The sequence below is a fragment of the Acinetobacter bereziniae LMG 1003 = CIP 70.12 genome, assembly GCF_000368925.1.
In the GTDB taxonomy this organism is placed as follows: domain Bacteria; phylum Pseudomonadota; class Gammaproteobacteria; order Pseudomonadales; family Moraxellaceae; genus Acinetobacter; species Acinetobacter bereziniae.
The window spans coordinates 1-20533 of sequence record NZ_KB849756.1; the positions used below are offsets into that span (position 1 = coordinate 1).

Annotated in this window: 21 protein-coding genes and 1 pseudogene; 5 read left to right on the forward strand and 17 right to left on the reverse strand. The window is 35.1% G+C overall.

Features of this window, described 5'->3' with window-relative positions; genetic code table 11:
• Positions 1-986: 986 nt before the first annotated feature.
• The 8 genes from F938_RS10160 to F938_RS10195 form a co-directional block, all read right to left on the reverse strand.
• Positions 987-1295: a hypothetical protein gene (locus F938_RS10160; protein WP_005031505.1), complete on the reverse strand. Its 309-nt coding sequence runs from the start codon at positions 1293-1295 to the stop codon at positions 987-989.
• Between the two features lie 9 nt (positions 1296-1304).
• Positions 1305-2774, reverse strand: coding sequence for a zonular occludens toxin domain-containing protein (locus F938_RS10165; protein ID WP_005031506.1), 1470 nt, complete (start codon positions 2772-2774; stop codon positions 1305-1307).
• Between the two features lie 78 nt (positions 2775-2852).
• A complete protein-coding gene (locus F938_RS10170) occupies positions 2853-3131 on the reverse strand; it encodes a DUF2523 family protein (RefSeq protein ID WP_005031507.1) in 279 nt (92 codons plus the stop codon).
• Positions 3132-4817: a hypothetical protein gene (locus F938_RS23450; RefSeq protein ID WP_005031508.1), complete on the reverse strand. Its 1686-nt coding sequence runs from the start codon at positions 4815-4817 to the stop codon at positions 3132-3134.
• A 107-nt stretch (positions 4818-4924) separates the two neighbouring features.
• Positions 4925-5194, reverse strand: coding sequence for a major capsid protein (locus tag F938_RS10180; RefSeq protein WP_005031509.1), 270 nt, complete (start codon positions 5192-5194; stop codon positions 4925-4927).
• Between the two features lie 390 nt (positions 5195-5584).
• Positions 5585-5893: a hypothetical protein gene (locus tag F938_RS10185; RefSeq protein WP_005031512.1), complete on the reverse strand. Its 309-nt coding sequence runs from the start codon at positions 5891-5893 to the stop codon at positions 5585-5587.
• Positions 5883-7382 (reverse strand): replication initiation factor domain-containing protein, encoded by a 1500-nt coding sequence (locus tag F938_RS10190; RefSeq protein WP_005031518.1) that lies wholly within the window; start codon positions 7380-7382, stop codon positions 5883-5885. Before F938_RS10190 ends, F938_RS10185 begins: the two co-directional genes overlap by 11 nt.
• An 88-nt stretch (positions 7383-7470) precedes the next feature.
• The gene (locus F938_RS10195) at positions 7471-7722 is read right to left on the reverse strand and encodes a hypothetical protein (RefSeq protein ID WP_005031520.1); all 252 of its coding nucleotides are present in this window, start codon (positions 7720-7722) and stop codon (positions 7471-7473) included.
• A gap of 98 nt (positions 7723-7820) precedes the next feature.
• On the opposite strand from F938_RS10195, the gene F938_RS10200 reads away from it, so the two are divergent.
• From F938_RS10200 to F938_RS10210, 3 genes are all read left to right on the forward strand, one after another.
• Positions 7821-8033, forward strand: coding sequence for a hypothetical protein (locus F938_RS10200; protein WP_005031522.1), 213 nt, complete (start codon positions 7821-7823; stop codon positions 8031-8033).
• Between the two features lie 70 nt (positions 8034-8103).
• Positions 8104-8286 (forward strand): hypothetical protein, encoded by a 183-nt coding sequence (locus F938_RS10205; RefSeq protein WP_005031525.1) that lies wholly within the window; start codon positions 8104-8106, stop codon positions 8284-8286.
• 301 nt (positions 8287-8587) lie between these two features.
• The gene (locus F938_RS10210) at positions 8588-8824 is read left to right on the forward strand and encodes a VF530 family protein (RefSeq protein ID WP_005031526.1); all 237 of its coding nucleotides are present in this window, start codon (positions 8588-8590) and stop codon (positions 8822-8824) included.
• Positions 8825-9509: 685 nt separating this feature from the next.
• Here the strand turns inward: F938_RS10210 and F938_RS10220 are convergent.
• The 5 genes from F938_RS10220 to F938_RS10240 form a co-directional block, all read right to left on the reverse strand.
• Positions 9510-9962, reverse strand: a complete 453-nt coding sequence (locus F938_RS10220) for a hypothetical protein (RefSeq protein ID WP_005031528.1) — start codon at positions 9960-9962, stop codon at positions 9510-9512.
• A 523-nt stretch (positions 9963-10485) separates the two neighbouring features.
• Positions 10486-10743 (reverse strand): hypothetical protein, encoded by a 258-nt coding sequence (locus tag F938_RS10225; RefSeq protein WP_004830774.1) that lies wholly within the window; start codon positions 10741-10743, stop codon positions 10486-10488.
• 327 nt (positions 10744-11070) lie between these two features.
• Positions 11071-11382, reverse strand: a complete 312-nt coding sequence (locus F938_RS10230; RefSeq protein WP_004830773.1) for a helix-turn-helix transcriptional regulator — start codon at positions 11380-11382, stop codon at positions 11071-11073.
• Entirely contained in the window at positions 11379-12710 is a 1332-nt protein-coding gene (locus tag F938_RS10235) for a type II toxin-antitoxin system HipA family toxin (protein WP_005031540.1), read from the reverse strand. The genes F938_RS10230 and F938_RS10235 overlap by 4 nt, the downstream gene beginning before the upstream one ends.
• Before the next feature lie 164 nt (positions 12711-12874).
• Positions 12875-13339, reverse strand: a complete 465-nt coding sequence (locus F938_RS10240) for an Lrp/AsnC family transcriptional regulator (RefSeq protein WP_005031542.1) — start codon at positions 13337-13339, stop codon at positions 12875-12877.
• Positions 13340-13451: 112 nt separating this feature from the next.
• On the opposite strand from F938_RS10240, the pseudogene rarD reads away from it, so the two are divergent.
• Positions 13452-14359 (forward strand): annotated as a pseudogene (gene rarD / locus F938_RS10245) (EamA family transporter RarD).
• 147 nt (positions 14360-14506) lie between these two features.
• Here rarD and paaG read toward each other — a convergent pair.
• On the reverse strand, positions 14507-15295 hold the full coding sequence (gene paaG, locus F938_RS10250; protein ID WP_005031548.1) for a 2-(1,2-epoxy-1,2-dihydrophenyl)acetyl-CoA isomerase PaaG: 789 nt from the start codon (positions 15293-15295) through the stop codon (positions 14507-14509).
• 39 nt (positions 15296-15334) lie between these two features.
• Positions 15335-17137 carry an acyl-CoA dehydrogenase C-terminal domain-containing protein gene (locus F938_RS10255; RefSeq protein WP_005031551.1) on the reverse strand — a complete coding sequence of 601 codons (1803 nt, stop codon included), beginning with the start codon at positions 17135-17137 and terminating at the stop codon, positions 15335-15337.
• A gap of 313 nt (positions 17138-17450) precedes the next feature.
• Between F938_RS10255 and F938_RS10260 the strand changes: the two genes are divergently transcribed.
• Positions 17451-17900, forward strand: coding sequence for a PaaI family thioesterase (locus F938_RS10260; protein ID WP_100250469.1), 450 nt, complete (start codon positions 17451-17453; stop codon positions 17898-17900).
• Positions 17901-17951: 51 nt separating this feature from the next.
• On the opposite strand, the gene F938_RS10265 is transcribed toward F938_RS10260, so the two are convergent.
• Together F938_RS10265 and dcaP are read right to left on the reverse strand one after the other, a co-directional pair.
• Entirely contained in the window at positions 17952-19160 is a 1209-nt protein-coding gene (locus F938_RS10265) for an MFS transporter (RefSeq protein WP_005031554.1), read from the reverse strand.
• A gap of 20 nt (positions 19161-19180) precedes the next feature.
• Positions 19181-20497: an outer membrane trimeric porin-like protein DcaP gene (dcaP, locus tag F938_RS10270; RefSeq protein ID WP_005031556.1), complete on the reverse strand. Its 1317-nt coding sequence runs from the start codon at positions 20495-20497 to the stop codon at positions 19181-19183.
• Positions 20498-20533: the final 36 nt, after the last annotated feature.

Below are 20533 nucleotides of genomic sequence, written 5' to 3' on the forward strand. Positions count from 1 at the left end.
TATTATGTTAAATAAGATATCCAAGACTGTGGCTACACAACGCTATTGTTGCCACAGATCGTCAACGTGAATCCTAATAATTTTAATTCACGTTGACGACTATCCTAAGTAACATAATATTCGTTATGCAAAATCCTGCGCTATTTAATTTTATTCCAGGTCAACCCTACTTTTTGTATGGAATTATCTTAACCTATCTATGTGATGATCTAATTTTATAAATAATAATTTAAGTTGATCTATTTCATCGTAATTGTCTATGTCCAGTTCCCTGATCTGGTCTAAGTACTTCTCCAGTGAATCACGCATAAAAACATAATCTGATTTGTGTAATACCCCAATGTTTCGATTGTAAAACGTGGTTTTCCATACGTGTTTATTGTTCATTGTGTAATATTATGCCAATCATTCTTCAACATTATCACGAACCGATCTATATAAATTTTTAACACCGTAATAGCCTAATACAAGACAAAATGTAATCATACCAATCCAATAATCCATTTAAAATCACCTACAATCTTTAATTGAATCAATAAACAATGAACTACTTTTTGCTTTACAAAGTTGTTCATTTGCATCTTGACCATCTTGATAAATTGGAAAAGAAAAAAATATAACAAATAAAATAATTATTAAAATAAAAGGCATAGAACCCCCTTTTTTAGATCAAATTATAGGCATCGTTACCCGCATATTATAGATTGCTATTTCAGTGAAATAGCAATAAAAAATGTAATCAGAGGGTCAATGCTCGAATGTTGTTTGTGACGATTTATAGTCATAAATCTAAGCGTCATAGACATGACGTTTTATCTATAAATCGGTACTTTGCGTATCAGATCGACAATTGTTTTTTGTTAAAACACTTGTGGATTTTCAATCCAAATCATGAATAAAAGGATAATCATCATAATTATGCAAATGATCAAGATAAGCCATAAAATCAGTATAAAGAATATACTCAAGAACATGTGCATCATGTTTCATAAAAACGTCTCCCCACAACGTGGACAATATTCCCACTGCTGAGAATCCGCGTATTTAATTGGATATTCAGATTCGCATTTTGTACAAACCAATTTAGATGGCTCAATCTGCTCTAAGAGTTTTGGATCAACAAGTTTAGAAATTGAATTAACCCCTTTAAACAAAGTCCGTTTCATAGAATTAAGTGTTGAAGAATCAATAAAAGACAAATGACCATTGGCAAGTAAATATTCAACATGAACAAGACAATCATTTAAATCTTTTATAGATGTGATTAATAATTTTTCATTTGATTTCAAAACCATAGATTATTCCTAGAAACTAAAGTTAGTTTGATCATTTGCACCATTGTTGTGTTTAGGCTCTAAATGAGGCTCAACATAGTTATTTGCCATCTGAACTGGTTGTTTATATGGCTTGTATTGCTCAATTGTATTTGATGATGGCGGTTGAATTTGTTGTGATGAATTAATCTGATTTTGGTTGTTATTGGCGAAATAATTAAATGGTCTCTCACCATCATCAATTAAGCGTTTACAAACGCTTTGAGGTGCTTCAAGTTTTGTTCCTTGCTGTGTGTAAGCATAATATTTACCGTTAAATTTAACACAACCTGCAAATACTGGTTTTGCTGTTGCTTCGTAATTTGAACTAATTTGCGTGTCATACGGTTTAGTCGGGTCATAATTAACATAGTATGAATTAGCCTCTCTAACGCTTTTATTTAATTCATCTATTTTTTTCTTATTGTATGCAATACATTTTTCAAGATGATTGTTATTTAAATCTTCGCAGTCAGGTTCAAGAGACGATTTAGTTTCATTGACTGGTTTAGGTGGAGGTGGTTCAGAATTATTATTATTAGCTTCAGCAGTGACTTCTGAATTGTCTGAAAACAGACCAAACGTGTTAGCACTTTTTAATTTAGAAAAGCCCCAGTAAAACAAGCCGCAGATCGCAACTAGCATTAAAATAATCATCGAAGGATATGATTTAGGGACGTTATGATCTTCTGATGAAATATAATATTTATAAAGATATGGTTTATAAAAAAACAATCTAATTGAAATTGCATTATTTCTCGTTGTTCCAGTAAAGTATTTTTGCACCTCTGAATATTCATAGATAAACATCATCGGCCAACCGAACAAACGACGAAGTTTTAAATGTTTTGATGATGCTGCAATTGTTGCAGGGTTTAAACGTGCAATATCTTGTGTGATCAAATAAATATCAAATCCAAAGTGACCGTGTAAAGTTAATGATCGCCCTATATCTAAGATTTGTTCTTTCTTTTTGATTAACAATAATTTTTTACGTTTATTAATATCTTCAAATATTAACTTTTTGAAATCTAAAGGAAGCTTCTTGTCTTTAAGTATGATTGCTTTAATTTCAGCAATTTGATCTTGGTCATATTCATTAAATTTAAAATATTGATCTATGTAATATAAGACTTGTTCATCAAATACTGCGTTAGAAATCTTTGAAATGATACCGTCCAATTCTCTTGTATCTACAATTAAATCTTTCATTAAGTCATCTTTGCTGAATGCAGGATGCTCATGAGCTTCATCATAAATAAAGATTGTGCCGTTAGGAAAATCACGCCAGTCTACTGGGTTATGCAATGTTCCATTTACGGAAATCACGCCAGGATAATTAATCCCAATAATATTTGTTACGATATGTCGATTCGGATATTTCTTTGTAAATTTATCAATTAGATAAATCATGTATTGTGATTTACCCGTCCTCGGCGGTGCGTCAATGATATATTGCATTTATTATTCTCCATCAAAGCTAATCGTCTTTGCGTTCGTCGTCGTCGTCATTCTTCCTTCTCCTCCTCAGCAAAAGACTCAAGCTTTTCCTAAGAACACTTTGGCAGCCTTAATTGAGCCTGCTATGGAATAAGCTGAAATCACAACACTTAGATAAAAATCAAATTTTAAAATCTGTACTATGTATAGAAAATCACTAGGTAAGCTATACAAATAACCACGTAACATACTTTCTAATCGTTCGCATAAGCCATTAATAAAATTGAAAGTAATGAGTGTTAGACCCGCACCTATCAACAATCGGGCAATTAAACGACTGGCAATTCCAACAAATATTCCAATTAAAACAGCTGGCATTTATGTGTTCTCCGATAAAATTGCAATTCCATGAAGACATGCAGCAAGTGCAACGATATAACCCATAATTTGTAAGACATAGCAGAATTGAGATAAATCAAGCGTGAATGTATGACCTTTAAAACTGAATGATTTGTTCACTGGACATTGACCAGTAACTTTATAAAGTTCTGAATTTAACTCTTGTTGCTGAAATTCTCTTGTTGGCGCTTCTTCGGGTTCAGAGTCTTGATTTTCTTCAAATAGCCAATCTTTAATAGCAGTTAATGTTTCAGATATTCCATCTAATTTCCCCTCAATTCCTGAAAGATCAGTTTCAGAACCACTACCATTGGGAGAGCTTGCACCGTTTGAGCCATCAGGCTTGTTTTTGATTTCGTCAAGAACGTCCTTTATATCTCTAAGATTCTGATTTGATTCATCAAGTTTTGTGTTAGTTTGGTCAATTTTTTCATTTGTTTTATCTATTTTTGATGATACGTCATTGATTGATGTTGATAATTCATCTTTTAGCCAAGTGATCTTTTCTGCTACTGCATTAATTGCAGATATTACGCCTGACATGTCAATCGTTGGGGCTTGCTGTACAATTGTTTGACCGCCTGTGCTGTGATTTGCACCCGTGTTGGGGTTCGTTGTTGTTGTCGTCGTAGAGTTATTATTGTTATTAATAACAGTCGTTGAATTGTTGTTATTAATCGTTGTTGTTGTTGAACCGTCAGGATTTTTTACTGTTGTCGTTGTTCCAGTACTCGTAGAACTTGTTCCGTCAGGATTCTTTGTAGTTGTCGTTGATGTACCGTCTTTGTTGATTGTCGTTGTTGATTTTGAGCCGTCAGCACCAGTGACAGTAGCTGAAACAGGATTTCCATTTGCATCCGAGGTGACTGTTGTTTTAGAGCCATCAGCATTGTTTGTTGTTGCAGTAGAACCGCCTGAAGGTGGGGTAACTGAAGAATCTGAACCGTTGTTATTGCCTGTGTTATTCGATTTTTTTACACAAACTGCTTTTCCGTTGTAACTACCAGAAACGTAATCTGAACCACAACCACCTTTGGGACGATCACAATATGTTGCGCCAGCAGTACAGCCACTTTCAATCTTGGGTGGTGGTGCATCAGGTGGGCAATAAATAGAACCGTCAGAACCACGGGTACAACCATCATTAGGAGGTGTGTAACATCCACCGTATGGGTCATTAGAATTACAAGAACCACCGAAAGAATCATTACAAGATGATGTTGGCTGATCTGAAACGGATGTTAAATAAACAGCAGACTTTGAACCTAAATTAGAAATTTGAGATGCAGAATCTCTATTTTCGTATTTACAGAATTTGCCATCGGGACCTTTGACGCATTTTGTTTGCGGTACTGGGTTGCCTGTTGGAAAGTATTGAATAAATCGTTCGCCAGCTTTCGGACAAGTAAATACTTCATCATATGATCGAATATATGTTGTTTGTATAGTTGTGCCATTTGCAGTTTCAGCATAACAAAGTGTATTTATTACTTCATGCTTTCCATAAGATGCAAATGTTTTTGCCCATTTTTCACATGCAGTATTTTCTGTACTTCCGCAAAAGCCTGAATTTTGACTGACTGCACAATATGTCTTTGTTGCAGAATATGAGTGTATTGAGAAAGTTATAAAAAATACAAAAATCAAATATTTAAAAAATTTCATAATCGTAATCCCTTAAATATTTAAAAAAACATCTTATGCATGGATATCCAAACAAGGATTACTATGAACCAATTTAACAAAGACGAATCCATAGTAACCCCCTGATTTTATTTCTTTTTCACAAGAGAAATAATGATGCCGATTACTGCAAGTGAAATTACAAGCCCGATAATAATGATGCCAGTACCGTCAATTGTTTCTGTAGCACCTGATGCCGTATAAGCAGCTTGAACATCAGTTGTTTTTAGAGCATGAGCACTAGAAACAGCTAAGGAAGTTACAGCACTAGCTGCAATACCGATTTTGTTGCGAAAGCGTTGAAACCATGATTTTTTATGGTTTTCTTGCTCAATTTTTTCTACATTTTTTAAAGTCATGACATTTCTCCCGAATTAGTCACTTTTAAGGATTAAACTCTTTACTGCTCTTACGACCAGTACAGAGATATAAGTTGAAATCATTATTAAAAGAAGCTGATCTCTTGCTTCATCCGTCAACGTCGGAATTATTGAAAATGGAACCCATTGCAAGCATTGGTTTGTTGTTTCATCTATCAACTGACAAACGTGGTAACCTTCCATTTTTTACTCTCCGTATCAGCTGTATGACATTAATTAAAAAACTGACAACGCCATAGATGAAGAAAAACCAAACAATGTATTCCATTTTTATCTAACCTTTACATGCAGATACATGAAACTGATACGCTTTTGGATGCTGATAAGCTCCACAGATCGGACAGGCGTATGTTAAAAAGTTTGAATAAATCATTTTGTTTGTGCCTGAGCTAATGGAGCTTTTTGTGGAACAAGATCTTTTATAATAATGCGTGATGCAGAACCATTCGAAACTTGTTCCAAAGTCACATCTGCAACAAGCGGATATTCAAGACCTTTGATTTTTTGGAAGTTGTCAGCAGTACCCCAAACCATTGCTTCACCTACTTCACCGACGAAGTTTTCACCCTCCTGAAGATCGGCTTTATAGAAAATAGTTGTTTTATCAAAAGGAACACCGTTGTAATTCCCCTTTGAAGCCTTAGCACCTAACACCACCATTGTTGATTTAAATTGCATGGATAAATTCCTTATAAGCAGATTGATTAAGTAGAGGAACACCAACAAATAAAGGTGATTCTTCATCTACATTTATGTTAAAAATTCGTCTGTTAAGACTAGAAAGACGTAATGACTGCATTACGGATGCATGTGTAAATTGAAGTCGTTTAGGTACTTCATCTTTGTCTGATGAAATCATGGTCAAAAGAGCATCATCAGAAATGATTTTTCTGAATTGACGTATATATTTACCAAATTGAACTTTGAGTACATCTATAGCTTTATCAAAGTTAATAGTTGCTTGTTTATCAACAAGTTCGCATTTTTCAGGTGCAGTAAAATCATGCAATTGATTACACAATGCTTCTAATGCAGGATATGCACCCTTAAAATATGTTGACGGTGATAAAAGAACATCTAAAGGCAAATATCGGTCTGATGATTTAAGCTCAAGCTCAAGACGTGTCCAAAGACTAAGTGAATCACCTTCTTTTTTGCCACGCTCATAACATCTTAAAAACTTAGAACTTTCACGATTTCCAACAGTAAAAGTTAAACCCTTACCGTTAATACGCTTCCAGTCGCCAAGCTTATTAATTTCAGGATTACGACCACCACAGAAGAACAAATCTTCATTGTCCCATTGGTCACAAGCTTGAACAGAAACAAATTCACTTTCGAAATCATCAAATGCAATATCGACGCGGTTTAATTTAGGGTTTTTTGCCTGTGTTTTTAAAAACTTATAAAGCTGTTCATTCCAACCTTTTCGAGCTAAAGCACAGCCCGAGCCATTGATTTGTACACGTATACGATTGTTATTATTACCGTATAAAACCATGCCCAAATTATCTTGTAAATCATAGCCATATTTGTCGAAACGTATGCCACACTTACGTTTTTGAGCTATACCAAAGCCAAACATCTCAAAGAGTAATTGATCAAGCCATGTTTCAATTGCATCACCAATACCCAAGTCTATTTGCTCTTGGTCTAATTGGAGATATTTATCTCCAAAAGTAGAAACACAGAAACTAAATGTTACCCAGTCAAGACCCACAACATTATTTTCAATTGGAGTGCAACGCAGCACAGGTACTACACCCTTTTGAGTTGAAATTAACTTGTAGTTATCCAAATGACGAGGAAAAGCTTGTGAATCAGATGTTTTTTGTGTATCAGCTACCCCCATATTATAAAAGGGGGGTTCAAGAGACATATCCCGTGTATTTTTCAAGGGAAAGGTTATTTTTTGTACAAATAAATCCGCAATAGATTGGTCATCTTTTTTCTTAGGTTGATTCAAAGCATTTTCAAATGCAGAGAACTTATTTTTAACTATGCCCTGCAACATGTTTCTAAGAATGTTTGAATCTTCTAATGAGATTTCACCGAATGACGTGTGAGCTTCAATTTCGTATGTAATGTCTTTTTCACGATGATATAACTCATCAAGTGTTAAATGAGCATCATCAAAGGCGTGGATTTTTTCGAGGATTGTTTTCATTATTAAGCACCAAAATAACAACATGAATAGCCAGAGATAAAACCAAGAACGACACCCAAGGCATAAGAATAATAATTAAAATTAGACATCACTCTTCCCCAAATGCTTCGATCAATTCTGAATTTGATTCTTTATAAAGATTTGCATACGTGTCGATAACGGTCGGATCGTATGACCACTCATGACATACAAAAGCTAAATGACTTAAACATCTTTGAGTTGATATCGCAGGTGTCATTGCATCTAAAGCAATCTGCCCTTGGTCAGATACGATCTTCGCCACAGTTTCAAAAGCGCACTGGATGAATTCTTGTTTTGTATGAAATGATAGTGTAGTCATGATTCATGTATACATGTTTCTATTTGAGCAAAAGATAACAAATTTACATGTATCATGTAAAGCATGTATACAAGTTTATATAGAATTAGGTGGATTTTATGGTTCGGAATCAAAAGCAAATGGCGCAAATGTTAAGATTAAGCAACAAAGAAAAAGAATTGTTGAGAAACAAGGCTGTAGAAATTAACAAGACTCTAATAAATAAAAGATTAGAACCTGTTAAAGATACAGAGCTTGCGCACATTGTTTTAGAGCAAGGAATTGATTTAATAGAAATTACAGAATCAGGGAAATTAATTATCCCAAAATAATTGTTTTTTCAAATAAAAAAGAGCGAGTTAATCGCTCTTCTACTTAAGAAAGATAAAATAAGGAATAAAAATGAAAAATTTTCTAAACGAAATGACTTGTGAAATTAGTAGACAAATATATTGGAGTGGATTTGCAAATGGGGCATCAATAATAATTTCAATTTGGATTGGTTGGGTAGTATATAAGTATTTTAAAAATAAAGATTGCAATATAAAAATTGAAATAAGTGAAAGAAAAGAACCAAAAATGTAAAAAGCTAAATAGCCTTTCCTCTTAGCTTGGAAGTCGCATAACGAACCTATTATGTTAAATAGGATACCATAGGCTGTGGCTACACAACGCTATTGTTGCTACAGCTCAGTAACTTGAATCTCTACGATCATAATTCACGTTGCTGAGTATTCCAATTAACATGATATAAGTTATGCAGAATTCAGATCGCTCCTCAAAAGGCTTATGCAATCATGGCTTTGATGCATAAGCCTTGTGATGCTGACCTATTTCAACTAGTTCAGGTTATAATGATGGACTCCCCGAATATGGTTGATCTATTATGAACACCTCCAATGACCCTTTACATGGCAAAAAACTTGCTGACATTTTGGATGAGTTATTGGATTACTACGGTGGCTTTGAGAGCTTAAGTCGTAAAATTGAAATTAGATGTTTTTGTATAGATCCAAGTGTTAAATCATCATTGCGATTCTTACGTACCACACCATGGGCACGTGAAAAAGTAGAAAGCTTATATTTGTATGTCTTACGCCAAAAAGCCAAACAGAAATCTTAACTATCAAAACCCTAGCCCCATCATTTTAATTGGTGGTGAACTGCCACCAATCTCCTAGATAAATTTAGTCTATTCTTAAGGCTTTTTTAGTAGGAAAATATGTATTCATCGCTAGGTTCATAAACAAAATATTTTATAAATCATAATTTTAATTCTCTAAGTAATTAAATTTATTGTTTATTTAACATAAATTTAATTGTGAATTAGGTTCTAGATAAACATAAGTTAAATAAGATATCCAAGACTGTGGCACAATGCTGTTGTTTTTTAGGTAATCAACATAACATAGTCTAAGACTACATCCCATGTAACCTTGATGATTCAAAAAAAGAAATTCTTTTTACTAACATTTTTTATAGAGATAAGATTTGATCATTTCATTTGCTTGTATGTCTAATAATTCATCAGCCACCCAAAATACAAAAGACTGATCTTGGACAAACACTTTTTTCTTTATATATGTTGTCACCAAGTTAGATGAAGCATTCTTCACTTTAAAAGATTTTTTATAATTTACTTTTCCAAGCAGCTTACTGCCATTCCAAGGTCCACCGATACAAAAGTTCATAGTATTTTTTATCAATTATTCACGTAATAAATGTAATATATTTTGTTTAATTTTTAACTAATACTTTGGTCTAAGTATCCAATAAACCTCTGAAAAGAGGTTTATTTATTTCATATTTTAAGGAATAGAAAATTTAAGTGGCTGATCTTTTTGCTGTAAAGGTGCATTATTTTGCTTTAAAATTTGCTTTTGGTAGTCTTGCTCTGAGATCACTCCCCTATTTCTTGCCTGTTGAATAGATTTTAATTGTTGCTCATAAGTATGTGCGTTCAAAGCCTGAGTATCATTGTTTTTAAGTAAATATTGAGATCTTTCAAATGGACTCATATTTGAAGTATTGGCGCGATTTTCATTTATTCGGAGTACATTTGCATCACGTTGATTGATCTGATCTTTTTCTTGTTGTCTTGAAAGCTCAAAAAAATCAACTTGGTTATCATTGTTATTTTCATGTTGCGTTTCATTTTGCAGAAACACATAAGACTGAGGCTTCTTAAAGATATCTTCAGCACTATACACTGAACATGCAATTATTGATGTTATTAAGGTAGTTAAGAGTTTGTTCATCATAGATGTAAAATTTCAAATAAAAAAAGCAATCTTTATATTTTATAATGGTGCTATTATATTTTCAAAGCTTAAAAAATTAACTTGAATAACAATTATTTGTCTAAATTTATCACAGATTTAGACTGCATAAAAACTCACACTAAGTGAGTTTTTATTTGTTGAATTTTCATTAATCATAGAAAATTACCATAGATACTGATTAAAGATAATCTAAAGCTAACACCAAAAATAATAGAATAATGGATAAAATTAAATATGTATTGATGTTATGAAAGCTCTTAAGATAGTCTAACATTCGTTATCTCCCATAAGAATTTAATAAAATGCTACACGGGTGATCATTTTTTAAAAGTTCAGGAAAACAAAACTAGACAAAAAAATACTCAATGAAATTCACTAATCGACTGATGAAACATTCATATAGATGTGATTGATAACTATGCTAACTTACAGCACTCTATTTTTACTGAAAAAACAACAACTTGATCAAATGTTTATTCTAGAGTGCATTAACTAATCACCATTAAACGATAAATTTAAATTCAAATTTTCCTTGATAATCAATTTGATCCAAATAATCTTTAATTTCATGAGCGATATTTCTAAATACTTCTAAAACATCGCTGGGTGGATCTATTAGTACTTCAATCTTAAAATTTTCATCATCTTTTTTTGTATGGTGTATATAAGTACCATCACAACTCATTTTTAACGTCAGATAATCTTCAATTGTGTCAGTAAACTGTTGTGTTACTAACTCAATTTTTGAAAACTTGTGCATTTGTATTTTTTCCTCAATCTTATTTCGCGATCTGATAAAGAATCTCGTCTAGAGTCCTTTTGGGCTATAAGATCGATCTGTTATAGAGACGATGGCGCTTAAGCTACGGGTCTCTATATCGTATTTTTTAGATATATTAATTTAAAATTAGCTAAACAATCAACTTAAAATTTTAAAAGAATTATACCAATTTGAGATTTTGTATGACTTAATCAGCATTTTGTTCGTTTTTTTCTATTTAATTCTTATTTTTAATCTATATTGATGAAACCAAATTAACTGATTGAAAGCTGTAATTATTATTAAATTTAACCATCTGAGTAACGATCAAGTATTCGATGATTTAAAAATTTTTTCAACAATATGCTCATGCGTAGGGATGAGCCCAGCTTTTAATCCAAGGGGTTTAAACACTTTATCAACAACAGATTGAGTAAGTTTTCCTTTATCTTGCTCGATATCGCTCAGTGTACGTCGACTAATACCGACCAGTGTTGCATATTGTTCTTGTGACATACTTAATAGATTTTTCCGAAGATAAGCCAACAATTGCCCCATGCTTATTTCATTCATTAAGTACTTTGTATACAAATCAATCAGAACTTGCTGGCGATCTTGTGGTTGTTTTTTAATATTCATAAAAGTTCCCATCGCTTTAATTTAGCTTCAATGTAGTCGAATGAGAGTACAGGCATTTCAATGATCTGTTTGGGTACGCCCTTGTCTATTAATCTTTGTTTGAGTCCAAGTAATTTATTCGCCAATGATTTTAGCGTCTCCAAAGATATATCAGGATCACACCACGGCGCCAATTTCTGTGAAATTTGAATCCATTGGTATTCACCACCTTCTTCATAAGGACTTCCCCATGTTGTTGACCTAATCACATGCTCTGGGTCTGCTTTCATAGGAGCAAAATCATAAATCGGAGAAAGAAAAACATTTCCAGTCTTTTTTAAAAATGAAGTATTACGCCCATGATTATCTGAATTACCAAAAATGATATTAAGTAAATCTCGTTGTAGCCACTCGCAAACAAATTGAGTCGAATTAAACTTAGTATCTATGGTTTTAAGTAAAATACAAAGACTGTCAATCACTTCAAAATGATTAAGATGGCTCCCTGCTGACTTATTTAAAATTGAATACACTGATTCGAGTCCATATCGATGCCATCGTTGATCACGCCATTCAGTATCAAATCTTGGCAACCACAATGAAGGATACCTTTCACCTTCAATAAGCCGCATATTGGCAGTATCAATTGTACTAAAACCCAGTTCATTCAATTCATGGTAATAATAATATTCAGCTCTTAGAATGTTACAGTCAATTTCACTGCGATTATTTCTCGGAAATTTAACCAAGTAATGCTGATCAGGAGTATCAAAGCTTTGTTGATAAGTATCAATCCAGACTTTTTGATCCGCTGTGTAACGCACAAGCAGTTTTGGTGCTTCACCACCTGCACCGGTTGCTCCCCCGCTGATAGCTCCCATTTGCTGTGCATACTCTAAAAAATCTGCATTACGATCAGCAACATCTGCCGTACTAAATTTACGTAAATGTAAAGTAGACTCAGGATTTATGGGAGGAATTGATTCTTTAATTCGTAAATTTCCAACAGGTGCAATCACTCCTTTTTCTAATAAAATACTGTCTTGTTCTGCATGTGAGAATTTTTGTAAGTTGAGATAGTTAATCCAATAACGTCGTGCAGCACCTGAAGGAATAATATCATCTAAAAAGCCAAACCATGTTTTGGCTTCATGTTTAATAATCAGTTGCACTGGAAGCGATAAACTACAAGCATGTTCATCCCTTTTGTCTAAATATGAAATGGCGTATTCAATTTGGTACTCTAGTTCACAGGGACTCGCCGATCCCTTTTCAGGATCTAATATTTTAAGTTCTGCTATATCTAACCAGTGCGTATCAAATAATGCCTGTATTGTAAATTTCTTCATAAATAGAAATGAGCAGTAATTTGCTCAAAATTAGCATGAAAAATAATAAATGTGAATATATTTGCTCATAATTATTCGTCTAAAGAATTTTTGTGCATATTTTTGCTCAATTATTTCAATAACTACAACCAATGTTCTCTGAACTTCTATACCAAAATTTCAAACTAATTTTCTGGGTTAACGACATCCAAAGACACTTTAACCCGATCTAATACCACAGTTGTTTTAAACCATTCAACATTCGAATTGCAATGAAATAGCTCATCACACAGTGCTTGAAATCGACTCATACTAGGAACAAGAAGGATTAAGATAAAATCTGCCTCACCTGTCACATAGTAACATTGTTGTACTTCTGGTCTAGAAAAGCTTTGTTTTAATAGATCAAGATCAGCTATATGGGTTTTATTGACACGAACCTCGACCATGATCGTGATCACTTGATTGAGCTTATCGGGATCTAAAATTGCGGTGTGTCCAGTAATATAGCCATGCTCTCGTAATTTCTGAATACGGCGCTGTACAGATGCAGTGGATAAATGTACAGCATCTGCCAATTCACGTAAGGGCGTTAAGCAGTCCTTTTGCAAGTGCATGAGTAACGCATAATCAAACTTGTCTAAGATCATATCAATTGATTGAATATCGTGAGAAATTTTCTCATTTATAATAAAAATTTTCAGCAAATTTATCAATCAAGCTGAAATAAAATATCGTTTTCAATTCAAATCGCTCACTCAGATGTCACATCAATCCAATACCGCTTTAGGTATCACCCTCAATGTCATCGCTTCAATACTGTTTGCAATTATGTTTGCCTACACCGCCTTATTGGGTGCATTAGAGGGAAATGAAATATATGGTTGGCGAATTTTACTTACCTTACCCTGTTTGACACTTTTCATCATTGCTCAGGGAAATTGGTCACAGGTCAGACAGATTTATGAGCGCTTATATAAAGAACGTCTTTTTTTATATTCACTCGTCTGATTTCTTCATTTCTAATTGGATTACAACTTTGGTTATTTATGTGGGCGCCTCAGCATGGATATGGATTAGATGTTTCCCTCGGTTACTTTATGATGCCCATCACAATGGTTATTTTGGGAAGAGTTGCGTTTAAAGATAAAATGTCAGGTTGGCAAAAGTTATCCTGTCTTTTTGCAATATTCGGCGTGATTCATATGTTGTTTGTATCATCAACCCTTACATGGCCAACACTACTGATTTGTTTGGGCTACCCAATTTATTTTTGGCTAAGGCAGAAAACCAATACCAATAATATCGGTGGGGTTTGGTTCGATATGATACTCAGTCTGCCTTTGAGTATTTTCTTTATTCTCAAAGGTGGTGTTTTAACAGGTGCTTTAGGCTCACCTTCTTATACATTCACGTTAATTTTAGGGCTAGGCTTAATTAGTGCCCTTGCATTAGGATTTCAGTCTCTTTCAGCGCCACATCTGAATTTGAGCTTGTTTGGACTTTTGGTCTATGTTGAACCTGTTTTGCTATTTATTGTTGCAATCATATTCGGTGAGACAATTCATGCAACTGAATGGCCAACCTATATCGCGATTTGGATGGCAGTCTGTGTATTGGTTATTGAAGGTCTCATAAGTCTAAAGAAAAAAAGCAGTACTCAAGTATAATTTATATATTCGTCTTTTTGCTATTGAGATTGTTGAGTTCGTTCAGGCTCATTTTTTATAGTAGAACCCATCTGCTGAATCTACAGGATTCAGCAGATGCTTAGCTCTATAAGTCTATCTTTACAAGTTGTTGATTACAGCATCCAATCAATTAAATTGGGGCTTTCTTTTTTCCATAAAAGCAGCCACACCTTCTTTATAATTGTCTGAATGTCCAGCAATACGCTGAAATTGACGTTCTAGTTGCAATTGATCCGCTAAAGTATTCTGTGGTGCATGATTGAATGCTTGTTTAATCAGTGAAATTGAACTGCTGGGTTGGTTTGCTAATCTTTCGGCAAGTTCAATGACATTCTGCTCGAAAGCTTCATCCTCATAAACCTCCCAAATCAAGCCCCAATTTAAAGCCTGCTGTGCAGATAATTGATCGCCTAACATCGCCAAACCTTTGGCTCTGGCTAATCCGACTAGATGGGGTAAATGCCAAGTTCCCCCTGCATCAGGAACCAACCCAACTTTGCAAAATGACTGTATGAACCTCGCTGACTGCTTGGCCACCACCATATCGCAGGACAAAGCCAGATTTGCGCCTGCTCCAGCAGCTACCCCATTTACCGCAGCAATGACAAGTTTGGACATCTGAGTAATTTTTAAGATCAGAGGATTATAAAATTTTTCCAAGGCTGCGCCTGCATCATAGTCTGGGGCGCTAATCACCTCATTATTTCTTGTTGTTAAATCCTGTCCTGCACAAAATCCTTTACCTGCTCCTGAAATCACGATGGTGTGAATATCTTGACTAAAGGACCATTGGTCTAAAATTAAAATAATTTCTTGATGCATCTGTTCGTTAAAACTATTTAGTACTTCTGGTCGGTTTAAGGTTAAGTAACCTACTTTATTGTGTTGACGAACTAAAATATGTTGGAAATTCATTGATCTCTACCCCTTCAAATATATATGACGTAATTTTGCTTAAAATGCAAAATCATCAGGATCGAGTTGCATAACGGCTTTCGCACCTGATTGGATCGAAGCAGCATGGCTTTTGGTACGATGAAGTAGTTTTTCAAAGAAAAATTGAGCAGTGGCTAATTTGGCACGATAAAATTTTTCTTCTTGTGTTCCATCATTTAACTTTTGCTCTGCGACTTGCGCCATACGAGCCCAAAGGTAAGCAAATACGACATAACTTGAAAAGTACAGATAATCGACTGACGCAGCACCAATTTCTTCTGGATTTTGCTGGGCTTGAACCGAGATATGCTGAGTGATGGACAACCATTGTTGTTTCAATTCAGTCAAAGTTGTTATATAGGTTACAAGTGCAGGATTTGATTGATGGGTTGCAATAAATTGATCAATCAGATCAATCATATTGTTTAACAGTTTACCTTCTGACTTTAATACTTTGCGTGCCAATAAGTCTAAAGATTGAATCTCTGTTGTACCTTCATACAAAGTAGAAATACGTGCATCACGAGCAATTTGTTCCATGCCATGTTCGACAATAAATCCATGTCCACCAAAGATCTGTACACCATGTTTAGCAGACTCATTACCAGATTCGGTTAAAAAAGCTTTGGCAATTGGAGTCAAAAAAGCCAGTAATTCATCTGAGTGTATCTTTTGCTCTGGATTGTGAGTGTTTTCAACAATATCGACATGTTGCGCTAAGAAATATGCCAGTGCACGCCCTCCTTCAGAAAATGCTTTTTGAGTCATTAACATTGAACGTACTGCAGGATGTACGATGATTGGATCCGCATTTTTTTCTGGGTATTTTGCACCAGTCAAAGCACGCATGGCTAAACGTTCCTTAGCGTAGTTCAAGGCACCTTGAAATGAAATTTCAGAGGCTGCAAGTCCTTGTACTGCTGTACCAATACGTGCGGTATTCATAAAGGTGAACATGCAATTTAAACCTCGGTTTTCAGATCCAATTAAGAAACCTTTTGCACCATCAAAATTCAACACACAAGTTGCATTACCATGAATTCCCATTTTATGTTCAATCGCACTACAAACGACTTTATTTCGATCTTGAAGATTGCCAGAATCATCTACATTAAATTTGGGTACGATAAATAGTGAAATTCCTTTCGTTCCAGCAGGTGCTTGAGGAAGACGAGCGAGGACGATATGGATAATATTTTCTGCCAAATCATGTTCCCCAGCAGATATAAAGATTTTCTCGCCAGTAATGGCATAACTTCCATCCGCATTCGGTTCAGCTTTTGTGCGAATCAATCCTAAATCTGAGCCAGCATGTGACTCGGTTAGGCACATGGTTCCAGTCCAAATTCCACTAATCAATTTGGATAAGTAGATTTGCTTCTGTTGTTCTGTTCCATGATGCTCAATCGTACGCATTGCGCCATGCGATAAGCCTGGATACATTGCCCAAGCCCAATTCGCACCACATAACATTTCTGAAATTGCAATCCTTAATAACGTAGGTAAACCTTGTCCACCGTATTCAGGATCAGCTGTAAGTGAGGTAAATCCTAACGCTGTATATTTTTGATAAGCCTCTTTAAAGCCTTTCGGTGTTGTTACTTTGCCATGATCAAATAGGCAACCTTGCTGATCGCCATTTTGATTGATAGGTGCAAGTTCATTTTCACAAAAGTCTGCACCAGCCTGTAAATATTGGTTGATCAATTCACGACTCAGTTCATTCTGATCATTCAAAAATTGCTGATAAGTTTCTTCTGTATTCAACATTTCATGAAGTACAAACTGCATATCACGTAATGGTGCTTTATATAAAGGCATACGTTATTCCTTTTTCAATTGCGCTTCCTATGCTGTAGGGAAAAGCGGTTTCCTTTTAATGAACTTTATTCTCGAATGAATTAAAAATATCAAATAAATTTCATATTGCAAAATTTATTTTCATTATTTTGGTATAAAATCAAATTATCAAATACGTGTATATGTTTAAATGTCGATTAGCTCATTGTATTTAAATATTTTATTTAAATTTTAAATTAAAATTGCTTCAATAATATTATAAATTTAATTTTGTATTGCAAAATAATATTCCGTAAATTTGAAATTTATAGTATGTTAATGCCATCGCTTAACATTGCAAGGAAGATTTATGGATAGCCCTCAATACACTGGTCTTGAGTTCCTAACTGCTTTAAAGAATGGAGAAATTTCAGCATCTCCGATGGCACATACCATTCCGATGCAGTTAGTTGAAGTTGCTAAAGGAAAAGCAACATATAAGGTTACGCCAAGTCAAGCACATCGAAATATACAAGGGACAATCCATGGTGGTTTTTGTGCAACTGCTTTAGATACAGCAACAGGAAGTGCCGCCCATACATTACTTGAACATGGCGTTGGTTATGGCACGATAGACCTGAACGTAAAAATGATTCGCCCCATGCAAATAGATACAACCTATTATGCACAAGCAGAATTGATTAATGCAGGACGTAATATCATCACCACTGAAGGAAAAATTATCGATGACCATGGCAAAATTTATGCATTTGCAACAGCAATATTGATGGTCATACGTAAGTAAGGCTTTAAATAAATACCTTAAGTAGCATTTGCTTTAAGCTCCTGATGGAGCTTAATTTTTGATCTGCTGTTTTTTCATCGTGTAAAAGTCAATCCGGTCTATCGCCAAGCTCACTAATGCCATAGTAAAGCCCAATATCACACATGCCACCCATCCCCAATGTTTCCAAGCATAAACTGCGACAAAAGAACCTAATGCAGCACCACCAAAATACAAGGTCATATAGATAGAATTAATCCGAGAACGTGCCTGTGCCGAAATGCGATAGACCAAATTCTGATTGAGAACATGAAATGCAGATAAGCCAAAATAAGCTAAAATGACGCCAAATGCATAAGCAAATAAAGAGCGTTGTGCAAAAAATAGTGGAATCCATGCAATCAACAGCAATGACATACAAATGATAGCAACTTTATTCTCTAAGCCTTTGGCGATTTGTTTTCCAGCCCAAGGCGTTGCGAAAACTCCTGCTAAACCCACTATGCCAAATAAACCAATTTGAAAATCGTTAAAATAATAAGGTGCATTGGCAAGAATAAACGTCATGGTGGTAAAGATCAGCGCTAAAATACCAAAACCAATCCCACCCGCTATGCCACGGCGAATTAAATGCGGTTGGTCAACAGCCAAAGTAAATAATGAGCGATAAATCTGTAAAACAGTGAGTTGATGTGACTTTCGAGCAACAGGTAACTTGATCCACATTACCATAGCGAAAGCTAAAATGACGATGCCACTCAGTAAATATACGGCATGCCAAGACCATATGGTGGATAGTAAACCTGCGATTGATCTTGCCAATAGAATACCGAGGAACAGCCCACTCATCAGTGTTCCAACCACCTGAGGGCTTTTTTTCGGACTAGCTAGACCTGCTGCAAAGGGAACCAACACTTGTGTGGTGATTGAGAAAAAGGTCGCCAAAAAGGTAAAGCTATACAATGTGTGTAAGGATTGACTGAAAGAGAGTCCAATTTGTGCAAAACCTGTGCAACACATTAGCAAACAAATGTAGCTCCGTTTTTCAAAAAAATCACCAAGTGGTACTAAAACGAATAGACCAACTGCATAAGAGAGTTGGCCGATAACAATAGTGAATGCGACTTGTTCAACATGAACCTGCAAGGCATTGGCAATAGAATAAATTATAGGTTGATTATAATAGTTTGAACCTGCACAAATTCCACAAGCCATAGCCATGATGAAAATAAAGCTTTTTGACAAGATTTGTGTTGTTTCAGGTCGAACTACGCTTTGCATTGCCTTAACCTCACCTGTAGTTAAAATTTATACATCGACACAAAATTAATGCGAGACACATTCGCTGTTCTTCCATCAAACACTTCCCGTTTGCCTTGGTGATATTCCATGCCAATATCAATTTGTTCCGCAGGCGAATAGAACAGGTTTGCTGCATAATCTGTCAGACGTTTGTTTGCATCAGGGTTAAGCTTTGCATAGGCTGAATCATCATCAAAAGCAAAAATAGAGGCCGACAAATTGGCACGCCATTGTGGATTAAATTTATAGGAATAGCCGACATTTAAACTATTGAGCTTATTCATCAGTAATTCATTTTTTTCTGTATTTAACGAAAAATCACCTGCTGCACTCAAGTTAGTCGCATTTGTTAAACCACTCTGGGTGGTGTAAGGCATGAATTTTTGATCACCTACAATATATTGATAATTGGCTTGGAGGGATTGTTGTGGTGTCAGTTGGTATTTTAATCCAGCACCGAGTCCCCAACTTACTTTCTTCACCGTATCTTTTGCGACATCGACAGACTTTTCATTGATAAAACCTTGAGCTAAAGCTGTCAAAGCTCCTTGTTTAACCGTATAGCGACTGGTCAATGTCGGGAATGCTGAAACTCGAGATCCTGTATATTCCAATGCAACTTTTAAATCACTATTTCCATTTACTTTCCAATCGTAACGCACTTGAGGCGTACGGGTATAGGATGTTCCCATAAATTGGGTATAGTCCACGGATTCTGTTCGAGTTTCCATATTTGACATCAATGACCAAGTTTGACCAAAGGTCCAGTCTTTATACGTAAAGAAGGCATGACGAATACGGAACTTACCATCACCTGTCCCCATATTTGAACTGTCAAAAAAATCTGCTTCAATATTTCCTGTAACAGCCTTATCTGGACTATTGAAATACACTCCTATTCGACTGGCATTGATCATGGCATCCGAACGAGCATGATCAGAACGTTTGTCACTTTCAAATGGGGTGCGGTTCAAACTATTTGTGGTTCTTCCCCCAGTGTCGGGTGAAGACTTGAAATCAACTGCTGCATCCAGTCGAGCAATCCCATAGACTTTGACATTATCTGTCCATGTCACCCACGAAGGTGCGATGGGTTTTGAGCTTTCACTGGTCTTATTTTTTTCTACATTTTCTTCAATTTTTGCTTGCTGGACCTGCAAATTATTTTGCGCACTTTTCTGGGCTTCCAGTTCTGCTTTCAGTTTTTGCAACTCAGCTTCTAATACATTAATTCGTTGTTCTACTGTGTTCGGAGAATTTGCAAAAATAGTCCCTGAAGCCACAGCACAAGCTGTAGCCAAAATTAATTTTTTCATCTTTTAATCCTTAAAGAAGCGTTTTTCCATATGGGT

Bases quoted from the DNA above. Each gene is read 5' to 3' on its own strand.
- F938_RS10230 (WP_004830773.1), bottom strand. From the start codon at position 11,382: ATGAATATTAAAAAACAACCACAAGATCGCCAGCAAGTTCTGATTGAT.
- F938_RS10180 (WP_005031509.1), bottom strand. From the start codon at position 5,194: ATGACTTTAAAAAATGTAGAAAAAATTGAGCAAGAAAACCATAAAAAA.
- F938_RS10190 (WP_005031518.1), bottom strand. From the start codon at position 7,382: ATGAAAACAATCCTCGAAAAAATCCACGCCTTTGATGATGCTCATTTA.
- F938_RS10205 (WP_005031525.1), top strand. From the start codon at position 8,104: ATGAAAAATTTTCTAAACGAAATGACTTGTGAAATTAGTAGACAAATA.
- F938_RS10225 (WP_004830774.1), bottom strand. From the start codon at position 10,743: ATGCACAAGTTTTCAAAAATTGAGTTAGTAACACAACAGTTTACTGAC.
- F938_RS10160 (WP_005031505.1), bottom strand. From the start codon at position 1,295: ATGGTTTTGAAATCAAATGAAAAATTATTAATCACATCTATAAAAGAT.
- paaG (WP_005031548.1), bottom strand. From the start codon at position 15,295: ATGAATTTCCAACATATTTTAGTTCGTCAACACAATAAAGTAGGTTAC.
- F938_RS10220 (WP_005031528.1), bottom strand. From the start codon at position 9,962: ATGATGAACAAACTCTTAACTACCTTAATAACATCAATAATTGCATGT.
- F938_RS10240 (WP_005031542.1), bottom strand. From the start codon at position 13,339: ATGATCTTAGACAAGTTTGATTATGCGTTACTCATGCACTTGCAAAAG.
- dcaP (WP_005031556.1), bottom strand. From the start codon at position 20,497: ATGAAAAAATTAATTTTGGCTACAGCTTGTGCTGTGGCTTCAGGGACT.
- F938_RS10235 (WP_005031540.1), bottom strand. From the start codon at position 12,710: ATGAAGAAATTTACAATACAGGCATTATTTGATACGCACTGGTTAGAT.
- F938_RS10200 (WP_005031522.1), top strand. From the start codon at position 7,821: ATGGTTCGGAATCAAAAGCAAATGGCGCAAATGTTAAGATTAAGCAAC.
- F938_RS10255 (WP_005031551.1), bottom strand. From the start codon at position 17,137: ATGCCTTTATATAAAGCACCATTACGTGATATGCAGTTTGTACTTCAT.
- F938_RS10265 (WP_005031554.1), bottom strand. From the start codon at position 19,160: ATGCAAAGCGTAGTTCGACCTGAAACAACACAAATCTTGTCAAAAAGC.
- F938_RS10165 (WP_005031506.1), bottom strand. From the start codon at position 2,774: ATGCAATATATCATTGACGCACCGCCGAGGACGGGTAAATCACAATAC.
- F938_RS23450 (WP_005031508.1), bottom strand. From the start codon at position 4,817: ATGAAATTTTTTAAATATTTGATTTTTGTATTTTTTATAACTTTCTCA.
- F938_RS10185 (WP_005031512.1), bottom strand. From the start codon at position 5,893: ATGCAATTTAAATCAACAATGGTGGTGTTAGGTGCTAAGGCTTCAAAG.
- F938_RS10210 (WP_005031526.1), top strand. From the start codon at position 8,588: ATGAACACCTCCAATGACCCTTTACATGGCAAAAAACTTGCTGACATT.
- F938_RS10195 (WP_005031520.1), bottom strand. From the start codon at position 7,722: ATGACTACACTATCATTTCATACAAAACAAGAATTCATCCAGTGCGCT.
- F938_RS10170 (WP_005031507.1), bottom strand. From the start codon at position 3,131: ATGCCAGCTGTTTTAATTGGAATATTTGTTGGAATTGCCAGTCGTTTA.